The following is a 23,015-nucleotide window of genomic DNA, read 5'->3' as shown; positions in this document are numbered from 1 at the left end:
CCACCCCGTGAGGCCGTCGATGAAAAGAGACACCGTGGCGAACCCGACCTCCCGCACCCGCGGCACCGGCTCCCCGGCCCGCCGCACCATGACCGCGGCCGCCCGCGCGGCGGCCAAGCGCGCCGGGCGGCCGGCACGCCCCGAACGCGCTGCCCGCCGGGAAGAGGAAGCAGTCCCCGGGCGCACCCTGCTCGTCGAGCCCCCGGCGAACGGCTGGGAGGACCCGCCCGAGCCCGAGTCCTTCGACGACGAGCCGGAGGAGAGCGCGCCCTCGCGCGGGGCCGGACGGAGCGTGCTCACCGCGGCGCTGGGCCTCCTCCTCGTGGCGGCCCTGGCCGTGGCCGCCGTCCTCGGGTGGCAGTACCGGCAGGGGCGGCAGGCGGAGCAGGCCCGGGGCGAGGCCCTCGCGGCCGCGCGGAGGGCGGCGCCGGTCGTGCTGTCGTACGACTACCGGCACCTGGACCGCGACTTCGCCCGGGCCCGCGCCCTGCTGACCGGGCACTTCCGCGACCAGTACGGCAGGACGACGAAGACGGTGGTCGCGCCGACGGCGACGAAGTACCACGGCGTGGTGACGGCGACGGTGGCCACACCCTCGGACGGCGGCACCCCTGCCGCGTCCGTCGTGTCGGCCACACCGGACAGGGCCGTCGTCCTGCTCTTCGTCAACCAGGTCACCCGGAGCACCCAGGTCCCGGCACCCCGGCTGGACCTGAACCGGGTGCGGCTGACGCTCACGCGCACCTCGGACGGCTGGAAGGTGAGCGGCGTCGACGCCCTGTGACCTGGCGTACGCATGCACGGTGATACGTCCGCCCGAAGCCCCGACCGGCATGCCCTCTACCGCCGGCGCACCCGGTTACCGGACGTGTACACCGTGAGCGTGCCCGTGATCACCCCGCCCTGCCACTGCACGCACGAGATCTTGGGGTAGGGGAAGTCCTCGACTTTCTGCTGCATGATCCCGTGTTCGGTCACCGGCGGGTTCGATGGTCGGCCGACCAGCCGTCCGTCACCGCCGTCCGCCGAGAAAATCGAGGATGTGCCCGAAGACGTCCACGGCGGCGCCCCGGCCGAGGAATGTGTCCAGGTGGCCGTAACCGGGGATCTCGGTGTAGGACACGTCCAACTGGGGCTGGCGGTCGGCGAGTACGTCGTGGCAGAGCCGCTGGGAGTCCAGCCACAGCCCGTTGTCGCTGCCGGCGAGCAGCAGCACGGGGGTGTCGATACGGCCGGCCGCGTCCAGCGCATTGGGCGGCAGGTCACGGTAGCGGTGGTCGGTTTCGTGCCAGCGGACCACGCTGCGGGCCAGCTCGATGCGGCGCAGGTGGGGCAGGATCCACAGCGGCGCGGGGCCGAGGAGGTCGGCGAGGCGGTCGTGGGTGGCCTCGGACAGGTTCTCGTGCACGAAGAGCGAGGCGCCCGTGCCCCAGGCGGAGTTGTGCAGGATCTGGCAGGTCGGGTCCGGGCAGCTCGCCTTCCGTGACGCCAGTGCGAACAGGGGGGTGTACTTCGACCACAGGCCCACCTTGCGGAAGTCGACCGGGATGTGGTCGATCCGCGTCTTCAGCAGCTCCCCCGCCAGCGACATCCGCAGCGATGTCCGGCCGGCGAGCTTCGGCGTCAGGAACACACCCTGGGACACCACGGCGGCGAGGCCCGGCACCAGTCCCGCCGCCATGCTCAGGGACAGCGTGAGCGAGCCGATGCAGTGGGCGACCACGAACAGCGGGCGGTCGCCCGTGCGCTCGCGGACGTACTTGACGGCCGCGGGGATGTCGTACAGGGCCACGTCGTCGTACGTGTACCTCTGGCCGGTCTCGTTGTACGGCAACCGGCAGCTGCCCCGCCAGTCCAGCAGCCAGGGCTCGTAGCCGTCGTCGAGGAGGACGTCGACCAGATTGCGGGTCTCCGGCAGCAGGAACATGTCGGCGGACGCGGTGTGTCCGTGCAGGAGCAGCACGGCGGGACGGTCCGCGGCACCCGTGTGGATGCGGGTCAGGCCGAGGCGGACGCCGTCGTCCGCCCGGAAGGGGATCTCCTCGACGCGGGCCGGGTCGAGGCGGTGGCGGAGCGGGCGCAGGGCCGCGGTGGTCCTGACCCGGCGCAGTGCCGGCCCGCCGGCGCGGGAGGTGGCCGTCCTGAAGATCATCGGTGGTGCTCCGTGAGGGTCGGGGTGCGGCGCAGGTCGAGCAGGTCCGCGGCGGCGCGGGCGAAGGGGCCGAGCAGGCCGCGGCCCATCTCCAGGCCGAACCAGGCGAGCCAGGTCAGCTTGGCGGCCCGCTTCTCCTGACCGGTAAGACGCGGGTCGACTTTGATGCCGTCGATCTGGTCGCGGACGTAGGAGTCCGCGGGCACGACGACCTCGCCGGCCACACTCGCCGGTTCGCCCTCGCGGCCGATCCGCACGGTCAGCGTGCGGGTCTGCCGCCACAGGTCGCGACGGAGCCGGGCGTACTTGTGGCCCTCCAGCCACCAGTGGCCGCCGTCGGCGTCACCCAACCGCAACCGGTAGCGCAGCAGCTGGTGCCTGAGCCCGTGCTGCTGCGGGATCCCCTCCTCGGGGCGGATCCACAGGTCGCCGCGCTCGACGGTCAGCGGCTCGGGATGTACGGCGGGACAGACGACCTCGCCGGTCACGTCCACCCGGCGCTCCTTCACCAGCTGGTACATGCTCGCGATGGAGAGGGTCAGCGCCATGGAGCAGGGGCTGTCGGCGGGGGCGCCGACCGGCCCCACGCTGCCCTGTGTCGTTTCCGGGAACCACAGATAGGGCTGATCGTCCTTGTGCGGCAGCCGGGCGAGGCCGTCCTGGGCGAGCCGCTCGAAGGTCCTCAGCTGGGCCTGCGCGTCGTAGCGGGCCGCGGGCGGCAGCCCGAGAGCCTCGGCCAGCGCGGTGGTGCGTGCGCCTTCGGCCGTCGGGCCCTTCAGCGTCGCCTCGCACAGCTTGAGAGCCGTGGGGCTCTGCAGCACGCGCGTGAGGAAGGCCAGTTCGGGCACGGGGTCGGCCGCCAGGCGGGCCAGGGCGTCGGTGCGCCACTCGTCCCAGTCCTGGACGCGCACGTGCATGCCGCCGAGCGCCATGTCACGGACGACGTCGTCGAGGGTGCTGGGCACGCCGGTGAGGTTGTAGTCGTAGCCCCAGGCGTCGGGCTCGCAGATCGCGGCGACGGCGACCCGGCTCACCCAGTCCACCGGGGCCGCGTTGAGGTAGCGGAAGGCGGGTACGGTGCGGAAGCGGCCGAAGGCCGAGATCAGGCCACTGCTGAGGTCCTGCGGGTTGCAGGCGCCGGTCTTCGTGTGGCCGCCGATGCCGCCGGGGCGCAGCGCGGTGACGATCAGGCCGTGGTCGCGGGCACGGCGCAGGGCGACCTCGGCGGCCCACTTCGACTGGTCGTAGCCCGACACGAGCCGGTCGACGTGGGCGAGTGGGTCGTCCTCGCCCATGGAGGTGATGCCGACCTCGTTGAAAACGGCGATCGAGGAGATGTGGTGCAGCGGCTTGGGCCGCCCGGTGGCCGCGAGTTCGGCGAGGGTGAGCGCGGCGAGGACGTTGCTCGCCCGCAGCGACTGGTAGCCGCGCAGGAAGTCCACGGCCGCGGCGACGCCGACGACGCTGTCCAGTTCGTGGGCGAGCGTGTGCCACAGTTCGTCGGACAGGCCGAGCCGCGGCCGCCGGATGTCGCCGGGCAGCACGGTCACCCGGCGCCGCACCTCCGACGACCAGGGCAGCCGGTGACTCTTCAGCGCCTCGCCGAGCCGGGCGACGGCCGCCTCCTCGTCGGCCGCGCGCACCAGGCAATGGACGTGCGCGTCGCTGTGCCGGAGCAGGTCGAGCAGCATGTGGCTGCCGAGGAAGCCGGTGGCGCCGGTCAGCAGGATACGGCGGGGCGGCAGCGGCTCGGGCACGTCGGTGAACGGCAGGCGGTCGGCGAGGCTCAGATCGGCGAGGATCTGCTCGAGGTCCTCGTGGCGGGCCCTGGTATACCGTTCGTCGCCACTGTCGGCACGGGGGCGGAGCGCCGGTGAGGTACGCGGAGTCGGGATCGGAAGGGTACGGGGGGCGGGGGGCGCGGGAGCGCCCCCCGCGGAGAGCGGAAGGGTGCCAGGGGCCGGGGACGGAACGACGTCCCCGCCGGGAAGCGGCAGCGTGCCCGCGGTCGGGAGCGGAGCAGCATCCGCACCGGAGGACAACAGCGTCTCGGGAGCGGCGTCCGCGCCGGCGGAGGGCGGAAGCGCACCGGCGGCCGGCGCCGACAGCGTGCCCCGGGCGGTGGGCTCCTGGGTGTCCGTGGGCACGGGCGGCACGGCGGCACCGCTCGGCGCTTGTGACCCGGTCGCCTCCAGCCGGCGCCGGGCGAGGCTGATCGGACGGGCGTCGGCGAACACCTCGTCCAGGTCGAACTCGATGCCCAGCTCGCCCTCCAGCTCCGCGACCAGCTCCACGGCGTGCACGGACGTGCCCCCCGCGTCGAAGAAGTCGGCGTCGGGCGACAGGTGTCCCGCGGGCAGGTAGCGGCCGGCCGCGGCGGCGATGGCCGCGGCCAGGCCGTCCACGTCCCGGGCCGGGGTGGGGGCGGCACCGGAACCCTCACCGGTGGCGGTCTGCATCACCCTGGCCAGCAGGTCGTCCACGCCGAGCCCGCCGCCACCGCGCTCGATCGCCTCGGCGGTCGCCCGCTGCCCGGAGTCCTCCGTCATGTCACGCATGAGAGCCTTTCCACGATGTGCAGGTCCTTTCCCTTGCTCGACAAGGTCCTTGCTCCTTCAGTGCTGCTCCCAGGACTTGAACGCCCTCAGGTGGTCCGGGGTGACCACGGCCTCCAGGCGCTCGTCGTCCTGGTCGCCTCCGCCGAGCGCGGCCACCAGACGCCGCGCCGGTACGTTGCGCTCCGTGCGCTCCGCCGTCAGCCGGACCTTCGTGCAGCCCAGTTCCTCGGCACGGTCGGCCAGCCACCGCAACAGGCGTTCCTCGACCCCTCGGCCGAGCGCCCGGCAGCTCATCAGCCAGCCCAGGACGTCCAGTCGGTCGCCGTCCGCACACAGGGCGAGAAGGGCGATCTGGCCGTAGTCGCCGAACCGGTCCCGGGCCGCCGCCGTCCACACCTCGCCCCGCTGTCGCCACCGGGCGACGTCGCAACCGTCGGCCGACCGGGGGTGGAGCGTGAACTGGTTGGTGCGGCGGACGAGTTGCTCGGGCCGCTGCCCGTCCTCATCGGACAGGGCCCGGATGTCGACTTCCAGTTGCAGTTGCGCGAGGAACTCCTCGAAGCCGGCGGTTTCGCGGACGGCCTCCCGCTCCTGCTCCTGTGCGTAGAACCGGGCCCGCAGCGCGTCCTCGGCGGTCGCCGCCGCGGGGACCAGCGGCCACAACCGGCCCAGGAACTCCTCCAGTTCGTCCGCGGCCGGGCAGGTGACCGACAGCACCTGCGGCAGCGCGGCGCGCACCTTGGCGATCTCGGCCGGGTTGTCGTCCAGGAACAGGAAGCTGTCCAGGCCGAGGTTGAGCGTGCGCGCCGCCTCGGCCAGGCGGCCCGGCTTCGGTCCCCAGGCGGCCGACAGGACGCTGAAGTGCTCCGCCTTCAGCAGGCTGTCCGGGCGGTCCAGGACGGCGCGGACCGTGGCCTCGTCGTTGTTGCTGACGAGAGCCAGCAGCGCGCCCGCCTCCCGCCACTGCAGCAGCCTGCGGGCGAGCAGGGCGCGCGGGCCGGTCAGGTCGACGGCCTCGGGGCCGATCTCGCTGGCGACCCCGCCCCACAGGGTCTCGTCGCCGTCCACCGTGATGACCTTGGGTGCGGGGCGCAGCACCGCGCGGACGGCCTCGGCGAGGCGCAGTGCCACGGCCGCCTGGAAGTGCGGGGTGAAGGGCAGGTGGGCCAGCCGCTCGGTCCGCTCGTCGAAGCGTTCTGCGACGGGGTGGTACCGGGTCCAGTCGTCGGGGCCGAGCACCGCGATGCCAGGCAGGCCGGCGAGGTCGGCGGCGACCTCGCGCTCCCACCGCGTCAGGCGGTCCTCCTGGCGGGTGGCGGGCAAGAAGCCGACGATCAGCGGCTTGCGGGTGCGTTCGGCCAGGGTCTTGAGCGCGGCCGGGTAGGCGGTGCGCAGCTCGGCGAGCAGCGCGTCGTCGACGGGTCCGAAGCGCTCCAGGTCCACCGCGCGCAGCAGCACCGCACCCACCGCCGTGGCGGGGTCGGCGAAGACGCCGGAGGGGTCCTGGAGGCTCGCGAGCACGTGGTGGTACGGCGCCTCGGTGACGGCCAGTCCGCCGTCCTCGGCCCTGTCCTCGACGGCTGCCTCGCACATCAGCGGGAGGTTGCCGAGGGCGAAGGTGGCGGCGAGGGCGAGGGACCGGCGCGGTGCGGGCGCCGTGCCTGCGGGAGCCCGGGTGCCGGCGCGTGCCGGAACCGCCGGGTCCTCAGCCGTCTCCCCCAGCAACCGCAGGAACTCCTCACCCAGTCCGGCGGTGGTCGCGGCGTCCAGGATGTCAAGGTTGTGGTCGAGCCGGATGCGGGCCGCGTCCGGGGTCATGGTGATCATCAGGTCGAGGTCGGAGTAGCCGGTGCCGGCCGGCAGTACCTCCAGCCGGGTCAGGCGCCGCGAGGACCGCGCGTAGTTGAAGTAGACCTCGACGAGCGGCGCGTTCTCCCGGTGCAGGCCCTGCCTGGCCAGGGTGGCCAGGACGTCGGAGAACATGGCGCCCTTGGCCAGGACCTGCTGCAGGCGCGCGTCGGTGCGGTGCAGCACCTCGGCGACCTGTTCGCCGGCGCGGGCCTCGGCCGGGAACGGCACCGGCACGCCGAAGAAGCCCACCGCGTCGTACGCGTCGGCGTGGATGCGGGTGTCCACGGGCACGGCGAGCACGAACCGCTCCCGTTCCCGCTTCCTGGCCAGCAGCACCGTCAGGGTGCCCAGGCAGAAGGCGGCGGGAGTGATGGCCAGCCTGCGCGCGGCCGCCGCTACTCGTTCCATGAGCCCGTCGGGAATCGTCACGGTCACGCTGCCGGCCCGGTAGGACCGGGTCGCCGGGCGCGGCCGGTCCTGCTCCAGGTTCAGCCGTTCGCTGCCGTGGAAGTGCTCGCGCCACTCGGCGCCCGCGCCCTCACCGCCCTGCTGGGCCTCGATGAGCAGGGCGATGTCGCGGTTGGTGACGGTGGCGTCGAGCGGGGTGCCGGACAGTTCCGCGTCGATCTCCCCGGCCACGAGCAGCAACGACTGCAGGTCGCTGACCGCGTGGTGGGCGCCGAACACCAAGGTCTGGCCGTGTGGGCCGCCGTCCACCAGCTCGAACCGCCACAGCGGTGGCGCCGCGAGGTCGAACGGCGGCTCCAGCAGTGCGCGCAGCCGCTCGGCGGCGTCGACCGGGCCTTCGACGGCCGTCCAGCGCAGCACCGGCTGTGCCGGCTCCCGGTCCACGCGCAGCTGCCGGACGCCTTCGGCGCCGGTGACGATCGCGGTGCGCAGGGCCGCGTGCCGCGCCACGAGCCGGGTGAGGATGCCGGTGAGCGTCTCGGCGGTGGTCGGCTCCGTCAGCCGTACGGCGAGGCCGATGCCGTGTGCCGCGTCCGGCATGTCCGACCGGGCGCTGCGCAGCAGTCGTACGGCGTCGCGCGTCGCGGGCCGCAGTTCGGTCTCCGGTACCTCACCCGCGGGATCGCCGGAGTCCTGCCGCGTCACGGCCCCCTTCTCCGGAAGGCCCTCCGCCAGGGCCTGGGCGAGGCCGTGGATGTCGGAGGCGGCGAACACGTCCGCGGCCGGGAGCTCCACGCCCAGTTCGCGCAGGAAGGCGTTGCGCAGCCGCACCAGCATCAGGGAGTCCAAGCCCAGTTCCTTCAGGGCCGTGGCCGCCGACACGTCGGCCGCTCCTCCGGAGACCTCACCGACCCGGGCCCGGACGTACGCCTCCAGCCAGGTGGCGCGGTCCTGGTCGGTCGTCGCGGCGAACACCTTCTTGACGAGGTCGTCCGAGGCGGCGCTGCCCGTGGGCACGGTGACCAGGTCGCCCAGGATCGGGCGGGTGCGCACGGCGTCCGGGACGAGGGGGAGCATCTCCCAGTCCAGGGCGATCGGCGCGAGCTGGCGGCGGCTGGTGGCCAGCACCCGCTCGAACAGCTCGCCGCCCTCCTGCGGCGAGAAGGCGACCAGTCCGGAGCGGCTGGTCTCGGCGGCCCGGGTGCCGGACCCGGCGACCATGCCCACACCGGCCCAGGCGCCCCAGTCCAGGCTCAGCGCCCGGCGGTCGGTGCGGGAGAGGTGGTGTGCCCAGGCGTCGAGGAAGGCGTTCGCCGCCGAGTACGGGCTCTGCCCGGCCGACCCGAGGAGTCCGGCCGCGGAGGCGAACAGGACCAGGTTCCGTGCCTCGGGGACCAGTTCGGTGAGCAGGGCGGTGCCCAGGACCTTCGGGGCGAGGACGCGCAGGACGCGTTCGTCGGTCAGGTTGGCCACCGTGGCGTCGTCGAGCACGCCGGCCGCGTGCACGACCGTGGCGATCGGGCCGCAGGCGTCGCGTACGGCGTCCAGGGCGGCCGTGAGACGTGCCCGGTCGGCGACGTCGGCGCGGGCCAGGTGCACGGTGACGCCTCGCTCCTCGAGACCCGTGATCCAGTTCCTGGTCTCGGCGTCCGGCATGCCCCGGCTCAGGAGGGCCAGCCGGCGGGCCCCGCGGCGGACCAGCCGCTCGACGACGACGCGGCCGAGGCCGCCCAGACCGCCGGTGATCAGGTGCACGCCGTCCACGGAGGTCTCGCCGGCACCGTCATCCGGGCGGGTGCGGGCCAGGCGCGGCACCAGGCGGCCGGTGCCGCGCAGGGCGACGAGCCGTTCGTCGTCGGCGTGCCTGAGCTGGGTCCACAGGGCGTCGACGCCGCCGGTGGGCGGCAGGTCGATCAGCGTGGTCGACAGCTCCGGGTGCTCCTGCGCCACCGCGAGCCCGAAGCCCCAGGCGAGCGCCTGCTGCGGGTTGGTCACCGTGGTGCTGTCACCGGCGGCCTGGCTGCCGCGTACGACCACGAACAGGCGCGGTGCCCGGTCCTGCGGGCGGCCCGCGAGGGCGCGCACCAGGTGCAGGGTGCTCAGGCAGCACAGCCGCGCCGCCTGCTCGGCCGATGCGGCGTCGCCGATCGCCGGGGCGTCGAGCGCGGTCAGCTGGACCACCTGCTCGGGCGGTCCGTCCGCGAAGGCCTCCTCCAGCAACCGGGCCAGGTGGCCGGGGTCGGCCGGATCGAGGACGTAGCGTCCTGGTCCCTCAGCGGCGAAGGCGCTGCCCCTGCGGGCGACGACGTGCGGTACCGAGGAGCCGAGCCGTTCGCCGAGCGCGGCGGCCACCCCGGTGTCGTCGGCCAGGATCAGCCAGCTGCCCTTGACCGGCGGTTCCTGCGCCACCGGGCGCGGCTGCCAGCGGGTCTCGAAGAGGGCGCCGTCCAGCGGCGAGAGCGCGGCCAGCCGGAACTCCTCCATCTCCAGCAGGAGTTGCTCGTCCTCGTCCCAGATCCTGAGGTCCAGCGTGGCGGTGTCGCCGGACACGGAGCGCAGTGCGCAGCCGGCCCAGGCGGGCGTGGTGCCCCGGCCGGTGAACCGCAGCCTTCCCATCCCGGCGGGTACGAACGCCCGGCCCTCGGGAGCGTCCCCGGGCAGGGCGGCCGTGTGGAACGCGGCGTCGAGGACCGCGGGGTGCAGCAGATGCCCCGCGGCGGGCCTGGCGGCCAGCCGGCCCAGAGCCGTCGCGTGCCCGCGGCGGCCGTGCTCCAGCCCCCGGAAGGCGGGGCCGTAGTCGATGCCGAGGGCGGTCAGACCGGCGTACACCGCCGGCAGGTCCGCGTCCTGCGTGCACTGCTCACGCACGGCGGCGAGCGGTACGTCCTCGATCCGCGCGTCGGCCGGGGGATGCTCTCCGGTCACCGCGATGCGGCCGCTGACGTGCCGCTCCCACTGCGGGCTCCGCTCACCGGCGGCCGCGGAGGCGACCGTGAAGGACCGCAAGCCCTCCCGGGCGGGCCGCAGCACCAGCTGCACCCGTACGGGCCGTTCGGCATCGAGCCGCAGCGGCTGCGCGAACTCGACTTGTTCCAGGCACACTTGGCTGCCGTCCTGCACCGCGGTGGCGGCCTCCAGCACCATGTCGAGGAAGGCGGCGGCGGGCAGCCAGACCTCGCCGCCCACCTGGTGGTCGCCGAGATAGGCGAAGCGGCTGTCACGCAGGTCGATGTCGGCCTGGAAGAGGTGCCGGTCGGGCTCGTCACTGGACTGGACGTGCGTGCCGAGCAGCGGTGAGGAGCCCGTGGCGGTGGCCGGGGCGGGCGTGAGCCAGTGGCGTTCGCGGGCGAAGGCGTACGTCGGCAGGTCGACGCGACGGCCGTGCGGGAACAGCGCCGCCCAGTCGGGCGTGTGCCCCGCGACGTACAACTCGCCGACCCTGCGCAGCAGTACGTCGGGCCCGTCCTGCTGACGGCGCAGGGAGCCGACACCGGCCACGTCGATCCCGGCCTCGGCCGCCACCGCCTCGATGGAGGACAGCAGCGACGGGTGCGGGCTGAGTTCCACGAAGTAGCGGTAGCCGTCGTCCAGCATCCGCCGGACGGTGTCGGCGAAGCGGACGGGCCGGCTGAGGTTGTCGTACCAGTAGGCGGCGTCCAGCCGGTCGCCGGCGACGGGTTCGGCCAGCACCGTCGAGTACAGCGGGGTCGACGCCCGCGTGCCCCGGATGCCGGAGAAGCGGTCGAGCAGTTCCTCGCGCAGGGGTTCCATCAGCGGGGTGTGCGAGGCGAACGGCGTCGACAGCGGTCGTACGGCGATGCCCCGCTCCTCCAGGTGGCGGCGCAGCTCGGCCAGCGCGTCGGCGTCGCCCGAGACGGCCGTGGAGCCGGGGCTGTTGACCGCGGCGACGAACAGCCGGTCCCTGTAGGGGGCGAGCAGTTCCTCGGCCTGCGCCCGCGGCAGCTCCACCGCGATCATGCCGCCCTGCCCGACCAGTGGGACGACGGCCTGGGCCCGCCCGGTCACCACGGCCACGGCGTCGTCCAGGCCGAGGGCGCCCGCGCTGTACGCGGCGGCGATCTCGCCGAGGCTGTGCCCGACCATGGCGTCCGGGGCCACGCCGAGTGTCCGCCACGCGGCGGCCAGCGCCGCGTTGACAGCGAACAGCACCGGTTGCAGGTACTCGGTGCGGTCGAGCGGGGAGAACTCCTCGGGCGCCCGCAGCACGTTGAGCACCGACCAGCCGACGTGCCGCTGCACCGCCTCGTCGATCCGGGTCAGCTCCTCGCGGAACGCCTGCGATTCGGCCAGCAACTCCAGCCCCATGCCCGGCCATTGACCGCCGTGCCCGGGGAAGACGAAGGCCACCTTGCCCGTCTCCTCCTCGCGCGGCGTGGCCGGCCGGGCCCGGCCGCTGCCCACCGCGTCGAGCACGGCGCGCAGTTCGTCCCGGTCGCTCGCGGTGACCGCCGCCCGCCAGGCGAAGTGGCTGCGGTGCCGGGCCAGGGTGTAGGCGACGTCGGGCAGCGCGGCGTCCCCGGTCAGGTGCCGTGCCAGCCGTGCGGCCTGCCCGCGCAGCGCGGCCTCGCTCCGCCCGGACAGCACGAACAGCCGCTTGCCTGACGGGAGTTCGCCTGTCGGCTCGGGTTCCGGCGCGGACGGTGGGGCTTCCTCGACGATCACATGGGCATTGGTCCCGCTGATCCCGAAGGCGCTGACCCCGGCCCGCCGGGCCCGCTCGCCCTCCGACGGCCAGGGCACGGCCTGCTGCAGCAGGTGCAGGCCGCTGCCGTCCCACTCGACGTGCCGGCTGGGTGTGCCGGCGTGCAGGGTGGCCGGCAGCATCCGGTGGCGCAGCGATTGCACCACTTTGATCAGCCCGGCGACGCCCGAGGCGGCCTGGGTGTGTCCGAGGTTGGATTTGAGCGAGCCCAGGTACAGCGGGCGGTTCCGGGGGCGGGAGTCGGCGAAGACCTGGGCCAGGGCGTTCGCCTCGATCGGGTCGCCGAGCGTCGTGCCCGTGCCGTGCGCCTCCACGTAGTCGATGTCGGCGGGTTCGAGGCCGGACAGCGCCAGGGCCCGCCGGATCACCAGTTCCTGCGCCGGGCCGTTGGGCGCGGACAGGCCCTGGCTGCGGCCGTCCTGGTTGACGGCCGTGCCGCGCAGCACGGCCAGCACCTCGTCGCCGTCCCGCCGCGCGTCGCTCAGCCGCTTCAGTACGAGCATGCCGGCGCCCTCGGCCCAGATGGCGCCGTCGGCGTCGTCGGAGAAGGAGCGGCAGCGGCCGGTCGGGGACAGGCCCCGCAGCCGGCTGAACTCCACGAAGGTCTGCGGGGTCACCATGAGCGTGACACCGCCGGCCAGCGCCAGGTCGCACTCGCCGGACCGCAGCGCCTGAGCCGCCAGGTGCACCGCGACGAGCGACGCCGAACACGCCGTGTCCACCGTCAGCGCCGGGCCGTGCAGCCCGAGCGCGTACGCCAGCCGGCCCGAGGCCACGCTGAGCGCCGACCCGGTGCCGACGTAGCCGTCCAGCTGGTCGAGCCGGGAGCCCGACAGGTAGTCGCTGCCGAACATGCCGACGTACACGCCGGTGGTGCTGCCCGCCAGGTCGGCCGGCACGATCCCGGCGCGCTCCAGCGCCTCCCACGCGGTCTCCAGCAGCAGCCGCTGCTGCGGGTCCATGGCGGCGGCCTCTTTCGGGGTGATGCCGAAGAAGCCCGCGTCGAAGGACTCGATGTCGTCCAGGAAGCCGCCTTCGCGGGCGTAGGACTTGCCGGGGGCCTCCGGGTCGGGGTCGTACAGCGACTCCACGTCCCAGCGCCCGGCCGGGAACGGGCCGACCGCGTCCCGGCCCTCGGCGACCAGCTGCCACAGGTCCTCGGGGTCGCCCACGCCGCCCGGCAGGCGGCAGGCCATGGCCACCAGGGCGACCGGCTCGTCGGACGCCGCCGTGCGGGCGTGCGGCGCGGCGGGCGCGGGACGGCGGGTGGTGGGGCCGCTGGTCGGGAGAGCGGTGGCCAGCAGGTACTCGGCGAGGCGGGCCGGGGTGGGGTGGTCGAAGAGCAGGGTGGCGGGCAGCCGGGAGCCGAGGCGGGCTCCGATGCGGTTGCGCAGCTCCACCGCCGTCACCGAGTCCATGCCGAGCTCGCGCAGCGGCTGGTCGGGGCGCACGGACTCCGCCGAGCGCAGGCCGAGGGCGCGGGAGGCCTCCTCGCGGACCAGGTCCAGGACGCGGTCGGCGCGCTCGGCCTCAGGCAGCCGGGCCAGGCGGTCCGCCAGTGCGTCGGCGCCGTCCCGCCCGGTGCGGGGCGCGGGCAGCAGCGAGCGCCACAGGGCGCCCGCGCTGCCGCCCGCGCTCTCGCGCAGGCGGGGCAGGTCCAGCGCCCAGGCGACCAGGTGCGGGGCGCTGCGGCGCAGCGCGAGTTCGACGAGGTCGCGGCCCTGTTCCGGGGTGAGGGCGCGGTGGCCGAGGCGTGCCATCCGCTCCAGGTCGGCGTGTTCGGCGGCCAGGCCCTCACCCGCCCAGGCGCCGAAGGAGACCGACACGGCGGGCAGTCCCAGGGCGCGCCGATGGTGGGCGAGCTGGTCGAGGAAGGCGTTGGCGGCGGCGTAGTTGGCCTGGCCGGCGTTGCCGACGACACCGGCGGCGGAGGAGACCAGCAGGAACAGGTCGAGCTGCGCGTCGGCGGTGAGCCGGTGCAGATGGGCGGCGCCGTCGGCCTTGGGGCCGAGCACCCGCGCGACGCGTTCGGGGGTCAGTTCGGCGACCACCCCGTCGTCCAGGACGCCGGCGCAGTGCACGACGCCGCGGAGGTCGCCGGCGACGTCGCCGACGAGGCCGGCCAGGGCGGCGGCGTCGGCGACGTCGCACGCGGCCACCTCCACCTCGGCGCCGAGCGCGGTCAGTTCGGCGGTGGCCTCGGCTGCGCGAGGGTCGTCGGCGCCGCGCCGGGACGTCAACAGCAGGCGGGGCACGCCCCGTTCGGCCAGGAGCCGGGCGATGTGGCGTCCGACGGCGCCGAGGCCTCCGGTGATCAGTACGGTGCCGTCGGCGGGCGTGCGTGCGTGGTCGGTGCCGTCGGCGCGGGCGCGCACGAGCCGGGGCACGAGCAAGGTGCCTGCCCGCCCGGCGAGTTCGGGCTCGTCCCCGTGCGTCACGGCGGCGAGCAGGGCGGCCACGGGATCACCGCCGTGGAGGTCGAGCAGCGTCAGCCCGAGGTCCGGATGCTCGGCGCGGGCGCCGCGTGCGAGACCCCACAGCGCCGACTGGGCGAGGCCCGGCACGGTGTCCCGCTCACCGGCCGCGACCGCGCCGCGCGTCACCCACACGGTCCGGGTGGGCGGCTGCTCCTGTGCGAGGAGCGTCTGCAGTTCGGCCATTGCCGCTACCACCAACTCCCGTGCCACGGCGGCCGGTTCAGCGTCCTCGGCCGGTCGTGGCCAGAACCGTACGAGCACGTCGCCGCCCATGGCCGAGCACGGGATTCCCGCGGCTTCGAGGCCGCGCAGGGCCGCGGCGACGTCCGGGTCGGACGGGTCGCCGACGACGGTCCAGTCGCCGGCCGGCGCCTCCGTGGCCGGCGCGGGCGCGGACGTCCAGGCCACCTCGTACAGGTGCCGCCCATGGCCCGAACCGCCGGCGAGATCCGCCGGGCTCGCGGCCCGCAGCCGTACGCCCTCCAGCCGGCCGGCCGGGAAGCCGTCGGCGTCCCACAGCGTCACGTCCAGGGTGAGATCCGTGTCGCCGCCGCCGGTGCGCCGCACGGACACGGTGAGGTCGTCGGCACCGGCGTGCGGCAGCGCGGCGCGGCCCACGGCGACCGGCAGGAGCACCCGGCCGTCGGAGGCGGCGCCCCCTTCGAGGACCGCGGCCACATGCAGCGCGGCGTCCAGCAGCGCCGGGTGGACCGGGTAGGGGTCGGCCAGGTCGCGGGCGACGGGCGGCAGCGACAGCCGGGCCAGCAGCTCGCCCGCGCCGGTCACCACCGCCTCCCGTACACCCTGGAAGGCCGGACCGTAACCGAGGCCGAGCCCGGACAGCCGCTCGTAGGTCTCCGGGCTCCAGGCGGGCTCCGCCGCCTCCGGCCAGACCGGCGGCTGTCCCGCCGCCTCGGTCGCCCCGGCCGCCGAGGCGGTGGCGTGCAGGGTCCAGTTGGTGGCCTCCTGGCCGCGTGGGCGGCTGTGCACGGTGAGCTCGGGTGCCGGGCCGGCGGTGACCACCTCGACGGACACCTCCACCGTGCCGGTGGCGGGCAACACGAGGGGTGCGAGCAGCAGCAGGTCGGTCACGTCGGCCGAGTCGTCCGGGCGGGCCACGGCGAGGGCGGCCCGGCACAGCTCCAGCAGGGTCGTGCCGGACACCACGGTCCGGCCGAACACCGTGTGGCCGGACAGCCATGCGGCGGTGGCCGGGGACCACTCGTTGCGGAAGGTCCAGCGGGTCTCGTCGGCCGACTGCAACTGGACACCGAGCAACGGGTGCGCGGCGCGGTCGAACAGACCGGGGCCGTCCGGCCCGGGCTCGGGTGCGATCCAGTGGCGCCGGCTGTCCCAGGCGTAGGTCGGCAGGTCCGCCCAGGTGGTGTCGGGGACCATGCGCCGCCAGTCGATCCGGCGTCCGTGGACGTGCAGTTCGGCGGCGGCGCGGTCCAGGCAGGCGGGTCCGTCCTCCTCTCGTCGCACGGAGCCGACGGCTACCAGCTCGTGGCCGCAGTCCTCGCCGATCGTGTGCAGGGCGGTGAGCAGGGAAGGATGCGGGCTGAGTTCGACGAAGTGGCGGTAGCCGTCGGCCGCCATGCGCTCCACGGTGGGCGCGAAGCGGACGGGTTCGCGCAGGTTGGTGTACCAGTAGTCGGCCTCCAGTTCCTCGGTGACCGGCTCGCCGGTGACGGTGGAGTACCAGACGACCGGCGTGGGGTACGTGGTCACGCCGTCGAGCTCGTCGAGGATCGTCGCGCGGACGGGCTCGACCCGGGCGCTGTGGGAGGCGTAGTCGACGTCGAGGCGGCGGACGAAGACCTGTTCCCGCTCCAGGTCGGCGAGCAGGTTCTCCAGCGGCTGCACGTCACCGGCGATCACGGTCGCCCGGCCGCTGTTGACGGCGGCGACCGAGACCCGGCCGCCCAGAGCGTCGAGGCGGGTCGCGACCTCGCTGTGCGGCAGGGCGACGACGGCCATGGCGCCGGTGCCGGACAGCTCGGTCAGGGCCCGGCTGCGCAGGGCGACGACCGCGGCCGCGTCGCTGAGGCTGAGCGCGCCGGCGACGCAGGCCGCGGCCACCTCGCCCTGGCTGTGCCCGATCACGGCGTCCGGCCGGACGCCACGGGCCCGCCATACCGCGGCCAGGGACACCATCACCGCGAAGAGCACCGGCTGGACGACATCCACGCGGTCCAGGGACGGGGCTCCCGCCGCGCCGCGCAGAACCGCCGCCGCGGACCAGACGGTGAACGGCCGCAGGGCGGCGTCGCAGCGGTCGAGTTCGTCGGCGAACACGAGATCGCGTTCGAGCAGGTCACGTGCCATGCCGGCCCACTGGGCGCCCTGGCCGGGGAAGACGAAGGCCACCTTGCCCGCGGGCAGCGTCCGCCGGGGGCCGGCGGTCAGGCCGGGGTCGGGCCGGCCCTCCGCGAGGGCCCGCAGCGCGGTCAGCAGTTCGTCCCGGTCGGCCGCCTGGACGACGGCACGGTGCTCGAAGTGGGTGCGGTGGTGGGCGAGCGTCGCGGCCACGGCGGGCAGCGGCGGCTCGGGCCGGGCAACGAGATGTGCGTGCAGTCGATCGGCTTGTCCCTGGAGCGCGGGGAGTGTGCGGGCCGAGAGCGGGAAGAGCGTCGGGCCGGGCAGCCCCGCCTCCGCCGGGGCCGGTGCGACGACGTCCCGCGGTGCCTCTTCCAGCACGACGTGGGCGTTGGTGCCGCTGATGCCGAACGCGCTGACCCCGGCCCGCCGCACGCGGTCGCCGTCGCGCGGCCACGCCTGGGCGCTGCCGTGCACGGCCAGGCCGCTGAGCGCCCAGTCGATGTGCTCCGTGAGGGTCTCGGCGTGCAGGGACGGCGGTATGAGCTCGTGCCCGAGGGCGAGCACCGTCTTGATCACGCCGCCGATGCCCGCGGCGGCCTGGGTGTGACCGATGTTGGACTTCAGCGAGCCGAGGCCGAGAGGCCGGTCGGCGGGGCGGCCCGGTCCGAAGACGGCGGCCAGTGCGCGGCCCTCGATGGGGTCGCCGAGCCGGGTGCCGGTGCCGTGCGCCTCGACGTGGTCCACGTCGTCCGGTGCGAGTCCGGCGGCGTCGAGGGCGGCACGCAGCACTCGTTCCTGCGCCGGGCCGTTGGGGGCGCTCAGCCCCTGGCTTCGGCCGTCCTGGTTGACGGCCGAGCCCTTGACCACGGCGAGCACCCGGTTGCCGTCGCGGCGGGCGTCGGCGAGCCGCCTGAGCAGCACCACACCGCAACCCTCGGCCCACACCACGCCGTCCGCGTCGGCCGAGAAGGGGCTGCACCTCCCGGACGGCGACAGCCCGCGCAGCCTGCTGAACTCCACGTGTGCCCGCGGGGTCACCAGCAGGCTCGCTCCGCCCGCGAGCGCGAGGTCGCACTCCCCTGCCGCCAGCGCGCGGGCCGCCAGGTGCAGGGCGACGAGGGAGGAGGAGCAGGCGGTGTCGACGGTGACCGCCGGGCCCTGCAGACCGAGGGTGTAGGCGATGCGCCCGGAGGCGACGCTGGTCGCCGAGCCCGTGCCGACGTGCCCGTCGAGCTGGGCCAGCGAGGCGGAGGCCAGGTATCCGCTGTCGTACAGGCCGATGTAGACGCCTGTGGGGCTGCCGTGCAGGGTCTCGGGGACAATCCCGGCCCGCTCGATCGCCTCCCAGCTGGTCTGCAGCAGCAGCCGCTGCTGCGGGTCCATGGCGTCGGCCTCGCGGGGCGAGATTCCGAAGAAGGGGGCGTCGAAGCGGTCGATGCCGTCGAGGAAGCCGCCGCGCAGCGTGTACGCCTTGCCAGGGGCCTCGGGGTCGGGGTCGTAGAGGCTCTGGGTGTCCCAGCGGCCCGCCGGCACCTCGGAGATGACGTCCTGACCGGCGGCGAGCAGCCGCCACAGCCCTTCGGGGTCGTCGGCGCCGCCGGGGAAGCGGCAGGCCATGGAGACGATGGCGATGCCGTCGTCCGCCGCCCGCGGCGAAGCCGCGACGGAGACCGGGCCAGCCGCCGGGGCGGGCGGCTCGCCGAGGGCCGCTTGGGCCAGCGCGGCGATCGTGGGGTGGTCGAAGACCAGCGATGGCTCCAGTGGTCGGCCGGTCCGTGCGGAGACTTCGGCGGCCAGCGTCACCAACTGGCGTGACCCCAGCCCGAATTCCGCGATCGGCCGGTCCGGGTCGACAGCCAGCGGGTCGAGTCCGGCGGCCTCGGCGACGGCCGACCCCAGCCAGGCCCGTACGTCCTCGGCGGTGGTGAGGGGCGTGATGGTGGACTGCTTCCGGGGCTCGTTCGCAGGCATCTGGGCAGGTGTCCTCAAAGCAACGGTGACGCGGGCGGATTCCGCACGACCGCATGCGGCAGCGGCGTACGGCTGACATCGGGTGACGTACGGCCGAAGTCGACGGACGTACGGCCGCGGAGGGCGGACATGCGGCCCCGGAGGGCGGACGTGCGGCCGGCGCGGGCGGGCGCGCCGAAGGCGGTGGGGTCATCCCGTGCCGGGCACGTCCACCAAGGCGAGGGTGCCGTCGAGGTAAGCCGCCCGGGAGTCGCGGCGCTGGATCTTCCCGCTGGACGTCTTCGGTATGGTGCCGGGGCGGACCAGCACCACCTCCCGCACCGACAGGCCATGGGCCTGGCCGATCGCGCTGCGCACCAGGTCGTTGATCTTCTCGGCCTCGCCGGCCGTCTCGGGAGCCACCTCGGCCACCACGACGACCTGTTCGCCCGCCATGCCGTCGGGGTCGACGGAGAACGCCGCGGTGCAGCCGGGCCGCAGTGCAGGGTGGGACAACTCCGCGGACAGCTCCAGGTCCTGCGGGTAGTGGTTGCGCCCGTCGATGACGACGAGGTCCTTCAGGCGGCCGGTGACGAACAGTTCGCCGTCACGCAGGAAACCGAGGTCGCCCGTGCGCAGGAAACGGCCCTCGCGGCCGGACAGGGTGGCGCGGAAGGTCTCTCGGGTGGCAAGGGTGTTGCGCCAGTAGCCCCGGGCCACGCTCGCGCCGGCGACCCATATCTCGCCGACCTCGCCCTCGGGCAGTTCCTCCTGCCGTTCGGGGTCGGCGATCACCACGGTGATCCCGGTCCCGGGCCGGCCGCAGCCCACGGCGGCCGCGTCGGCCTCGCCGGCGTGCGGGCCGGTCTCGGCGGCCTCCAGCAGGGTGGGCGGGGCGTCCACCGCACCGCCGGTGACCATCAAGGTGGCCTCGGCCAGGCCGTAGCAGGGATAGAACGCCTGATGGCGGAAGCCGGCCGCGCGGAAGGTCTCGCTGAACCGTCGCAGCGTGGCCGCGCGCACCGGTTCGGCGCCGTTGAAGGCGACCTTCCACGCGCTCAGGTCGAGGCTGTCGACCAGGTCGGCGGTGGCGTGCTTCAGACACAGCTCGTAGGCGAAGTTGGGGCCGCCGCTGGTGTGCGGCCGGTAACGGCTGATCGCGGTCAGCCAGCGATCGGGGCTCTGCAGGAAGTGCAGCGGCGAGAAGAGCGTGGCCGTGGCGCCCAGGTACAGCGTGTTCAGCACCGGGCCCATGAGGCCCATGTCGTGGTAGACGGGGAGCCAGCTGAGGATCAGTTCCCGGCCGTGCTCCGCGAGAACGTCCGGGGTGTGCCCCATCCGCTCGGTGATGATCCGCTCGTTGTCCAGCAGGTTGCCGTGGGTGACCACCACACCGCGCGGGGCGGAGGTGGAGCCGGAGGTGTACTGGAGGAAGGCCACCGAGTCGGCGGTGAGGTCGGGGGCGTGCCAGGAGCCGGCCGCGTCGTCGGGAATGTCCTCGGTGGCGACGCGTGGGACCGTGTCCAGTTCGGGCAGCTGCTCGGTCCATGTGCGCAAGACGCGGATGACTTCGCGGCCGCCGAGGATCACCTTGGCGTCGGAGTCGGCCATCAGACGCTTCATCCGGATGAGAGCGCGGTGGTTCTGCGACCGTCCCTGCGGGGGCACGCCCGGCACGGCGACCACGCCGGCGGCGAGGCAGCCGAGAAAGGCGGAGACGAACTCCAGGCCGGGAGGATGGAGCAGCAGGGCGCGCGAGCCGGCCAGACCGCGGTCCTGGAGCCAGGCGGCGACGGCCCGGGAGCGGTGGGCCAGCTGCCCGTAGGAGATCTCCTGAGTGTCCCCATCGCAGTCGCCGGTGAGGAGGTACCGGTAGGCGGTACCGTCGGGCTGTTGCTGGGCGTGTACGGTCAGTAATTCGACCAGGGAACGAGCCATGAGTCGAGTCCCCCCTGTCCGGGTCAGCAGGTGCGGAACTGGAGTTCGATGGCTGCGTGACGCCCCGCGCCCAGAAGCCGTCGACCCGGCCCCCTTGCCAGGTCGTCCATCTCGCCACTCGCCCGGCGGCGAGATGGCCACAGGTCTCCCCCGTGCCCCCCACTCAGCTTGCTACCAATGAGTAACACCATAACAAGTCCCGTCGGTCGACGGGTCGAACGCACGTAAACGCTGCGTATCCAAACGGAGTTGACTGTCCGCCGCCTCCGCCGGGCCGACTCACCCGTCCCAGCTGCACAGGTACGGCTTCGACGCCGCCGACCTCGACCACGCGCAGGAAACGCCGTGGGCGCACCGGCGGAGAAGGAGTAGGAGGGCCGGGCCTGGCCGGCACCGGAGCAAGCCGCCGAACTCGGCACCGGTGCCGGCAAGACCCCCGGGCACCTGGACACCTGGACACCTGGGCACCTGGGCACCTGGGCACCTGGGCACCTGGGGTCAACTATCCACTGACGCGCGGGTCTCTGGAGCCGGCGGGCCTGCGACTCCTGGGCAGCGCTGCCAAGGACGTCGAACCGACGGCGCTGCGGCACCGGCTCCCTGTGGTCCAACACCGGCTCCGAGACCGGAGTTGGAACCGGCCGTGCGGATCCTGTCGGCGCGGCACTGTCGCGTGTTCTGCCCAGACAGAGCTGGAGCAGCTTCTTCGTCACCCCAGCGACGCTGCCGCGCCGGCACCGGGAGCTGAACGCCGGTGAGTGGGCCCACCCCCGCAAGAGCCCCGGTCGGGCGCCGATATGGGAGGAGACGCGGGAGCTGACCTCGCGCCCCGCGCGGGAGAATCCGCTGCGGGGACACCGAGGGTGCCGGCACGCAGTCATCTCCGAGGCGGCCTGCGGATACAGGAAGTTAACTTCCCGGACTCGGGTGTGAGACCGGTCCGGCCGACGATCGCAATACCTATCAAGCGACAGGTATCTGTCGACCGATCGGAGGTGCGGCGATGAGCCGGCCCGAACTCCCCCTTGCGCAGGACCCTGGCGGCGGAGGCCCGACCGGCCACGCCCCCTTCGGCTACCAGCAGGAACTCCGCCGCGGCGTAGGCAGCTTCGCGTCGTTCGCCGCGGGGTTCTCCTTCGTGTCGATCCTCACCACCGTCTTCCAGTTGTTCGGGTTGGGCTTCGGTCTCGGCGGCGCGGCGTTCTTCTGGACCTGGCCGCTGGTCTTCGCGGGCCAACTGCTCGTCGCCCTGTGTTTCGCCGAACCGGCCGCACGCTGGCCCATATCCGGGGCGATCTACCAGTGGTCGAGCCGGCTGGCCGGCACCACGGCGGGCTGGTTCGTCGGCTGGATCATGATCATCGGGCAGATACTCACCGTCGCGGCGGCCGCGATCGCGGCTCAGGCGGTGCTGCCGGGTGTCTGGTCCGGTTTCCAGATCGTCGGCGGTCAGGGTGCCGATCCGTCGGTCGGCTCCCCGACCGGCGCGCAGAACGCGGTCCTGCTGGGATGCGTCCTGCTGGTGATCACCACGGTGGTGAACATCCTGGGAATCCGCCAGATGGCCGCCGCCACCAGCTTCGGCGTCACGGTCGAGATCATCGGTGTGCTCGCGCTGGTGCTGATCCTCTTCTTCCTGCCCGAGCGGGGTCCGCAGGTGGTGGCCCACCCCACGGGTTGGGCCGGCCACGGCGGCTACTTCGGGGCCTTTCTCGCGTCCTCGCTGATGGCGGCCTACGTGATGGTCGGCTTCGACTCGGCGGGCGAGCTGGCGGAGGAGACCCACAGCCCGCGTCGGACCACTCCCCGGACCATCCTGCGGGCGCTGATCACCTCGGGCGTCGGCGGCGCGTTGCTGATCCTGTCGGGGCTGATGGCGGCGCGCAGCCTGACCGACGGAAAACTGGCAGCCGGTGGTCTGTCCTGGGTGCTCACCGACCGGCTCGGCGGGGTTCTGGGCCGACTGCTGCTGTGTTGCGTGGCGGTCGCGGTGTTCGCCTGCACCCTGGCCGTGCAGACCTCCGGGGCGCGGATGATGTACTCCATGGCCCGCGAAGGCGCCCTGCCTTTCCACCGGCACCTCGGCAAGGTATCGGCCCGCACCGGTACGCCGATCACCACGTCGATCGTGGTGGGCGTCGGCGCCGCGATCGCGCTCGTGGTCAACATCCGCCAGTCGGCGATCTTCACCGCCCTCTCCAGCCTCTGCATCGCCCTGCTGTACCTGGCCTATCTGGGCGTGACGGTGCCGCTGTTGGTCACCCGGATCCGGCACCGGGGCAGCGGCGGGCTGCCGGCGGGCGTCGACGAGACCGGCCGGCCCCTGTTCTCGCTGGGCCGGTGGGGAGTGGCCGTCAACGCGCTCGCCGTGCTCTACCAGGCTGGTATGACCGTCAACCTGATCTGGCCCCGTGCGGAGATCTACGACCTCACCGGCGACACGTGGTGGCTGCGGTGGAGCGCCCTGCTGTTCATCGGGCTCAGCCTGGCCGCCGGTGCCGGCTACTTCCTCGCCCGCCGGCTGCACCGCCGTATCGAGCTGAGGCACGTACCACACACGCACACCGAGCCGACCCTCGACGCGCAGGCCGTCGCCGAGCCCGCCTGAGGGCCCGTGTGACGCGAGGGGACGCATC

Annotated in this window: 6 protein-coding genes; 2 read left to right on the top strand and 4 right to left on the bottom strand. The window is 74.0% G+C overall.

Annotation, left to right across the window (positions count from 1 at the left end; translation table 11 throughout):
- Positions 1-34 precede the first annotated feature (34 nt).
- Entirely contained in the window at positions 35-784 is a 750-nt protein-coding gene (locus ACIHEJ_RS10790; protein ID WP_400133975.1) for a hypothetical protein, read from the top strand.
- A gap of 228 nt (positions 785-1,012) precedes the next feature.
- On the opposite strand, the gene ACIHEJ_RS10785 is transcribed toward ACIHEJ_RS10790, so the two are convergent.
- The 4 genes from ACIHEJ_RS10785 to ACIHEJ_RS10770 all read right to left on the bottom strand — a co-directional run bounded on the left by ACIHEJ_RS10785 (position 1,013) and on the right by ACIHEJ_RS10770 (position 20,379).
- On the bottom strand, positions 1,013-2,152 hold the full coding sequence (locus ACIHEJ_RS10785; RefSeq protein WP_400133973.1) for an alpha/beta hydrolase: 1,140 nt from the start codon (positions 2,150-2,152) through the stop codon (positions 1,013-1,015).
- Positions 2,149-4,710 carry a thioester reductase domain-containing protein gene (locus ACIHEJ_RS10780; protein ID WP_400133971.1) on the bottom strand — a complete coding sequence of 854 codons (2,562 nt, stop codon included), beginning with the start codon at positions 4,708-4,710 and terminating at the stop codon, positions 2,149-2,151. Before ACIHEJ_RS10780 ends, ACIHEJ_RS10785 begins: the two co-directional genes overlap by 4 nt.
- 57 nt (positions 4,711-4,767) lie before the next feature.
- Positions 4,768-18,462 (bottom strand): SDR family NAD(P)-dependent oxidoreductase, encoded by a 13,695-nt coding sequence (locus ACIHEJ_RS10775; RefSeq protein ID WP_400133969.1) that lies wholly within the window; start codon positions 18,460-18,462, stop codon positions 4,768-4,770.
- Between the two features lie 189 nt (positions 18,463-18,651).
- Entirely contained in the window at positions 18,652-20,379 is a 1,728-nt protein-coding gene (locus ACIHEJ_RS10770) for a fatty acyl-AMP ligase (RefSeq protein ID WP_400133967.1), read from the bottom strand.
- Positions 20,380-21,382: 1,003 nt separating this feature from the next.
- Here ACIHEJ_RS10770 and ACIHEJ_RS10765 point away from each other — a divergent pair.
- Positions 21,383-22,987, top strand: a complete 1,605-nt coding sequence (locus ACIHEJ_RS10765; protein WP_400133965.1) for an amino acid permease — start codon at positions 21,383-21,385, stop codon at positions 22,985-22,987.
- The last annotated feature ends 28 nt before the right edge of the window (positions 22,988-23,015 follow it).

The organism is Streptomyces sp. NPDC052301, from assembly GCF_044593395.1.
Classification (GTDB): Bacteria; Actinomycetota; Actinomycetes; order Streptomycetales; family Streptomycetaceae; genus Streptomyces.
Note: the sequence above shows the minus strand (reverse complement) of the source record. Positions and strands in the feature narration are given on the sequence as shown.

Bases quoted from the DNA above. Each gene is read 5' to 3' on its own strand.
- ACIHEJ_RS10785 (WP_400133973.1), bottom strand. From the start codon at position 2,152: ATGATCTTCAGGACGGCCACCTCCCGCGCCGGCGGGCCGGCACTGCGC.
- ACIHEJ_RS10780 (WP_400133971.1), bottom strand. From the start codon at position 4,710: ATGCGTGACATGACGGAGGACTCCGGGCAGCGGGCGACCGCCGAGGCG.
- ACIHEJ_RS10775 (WP_400133969.1), bottom strand. From the start codon at position 18,462: ATGCCTGCGAACGAGCCCCGGAAGCAGTCCACCATCACGCCCCTCACC.
- ACIHEJ_RS10770 (WP_400133967.1), bottom strand. From the start codon at position 20,379: ATGGCTCGTTCCCTGGTCGAATTACTGACCGTACACGCCCAGCAACAG.
- ACIHEJ_RS10765 (WP_400133965.1), top strand. From the start codon at position 21,383: ATGAGCCGGCCCGAACTCCCCCTTGCGCAGGACCCTGGCGGCGGAGGC.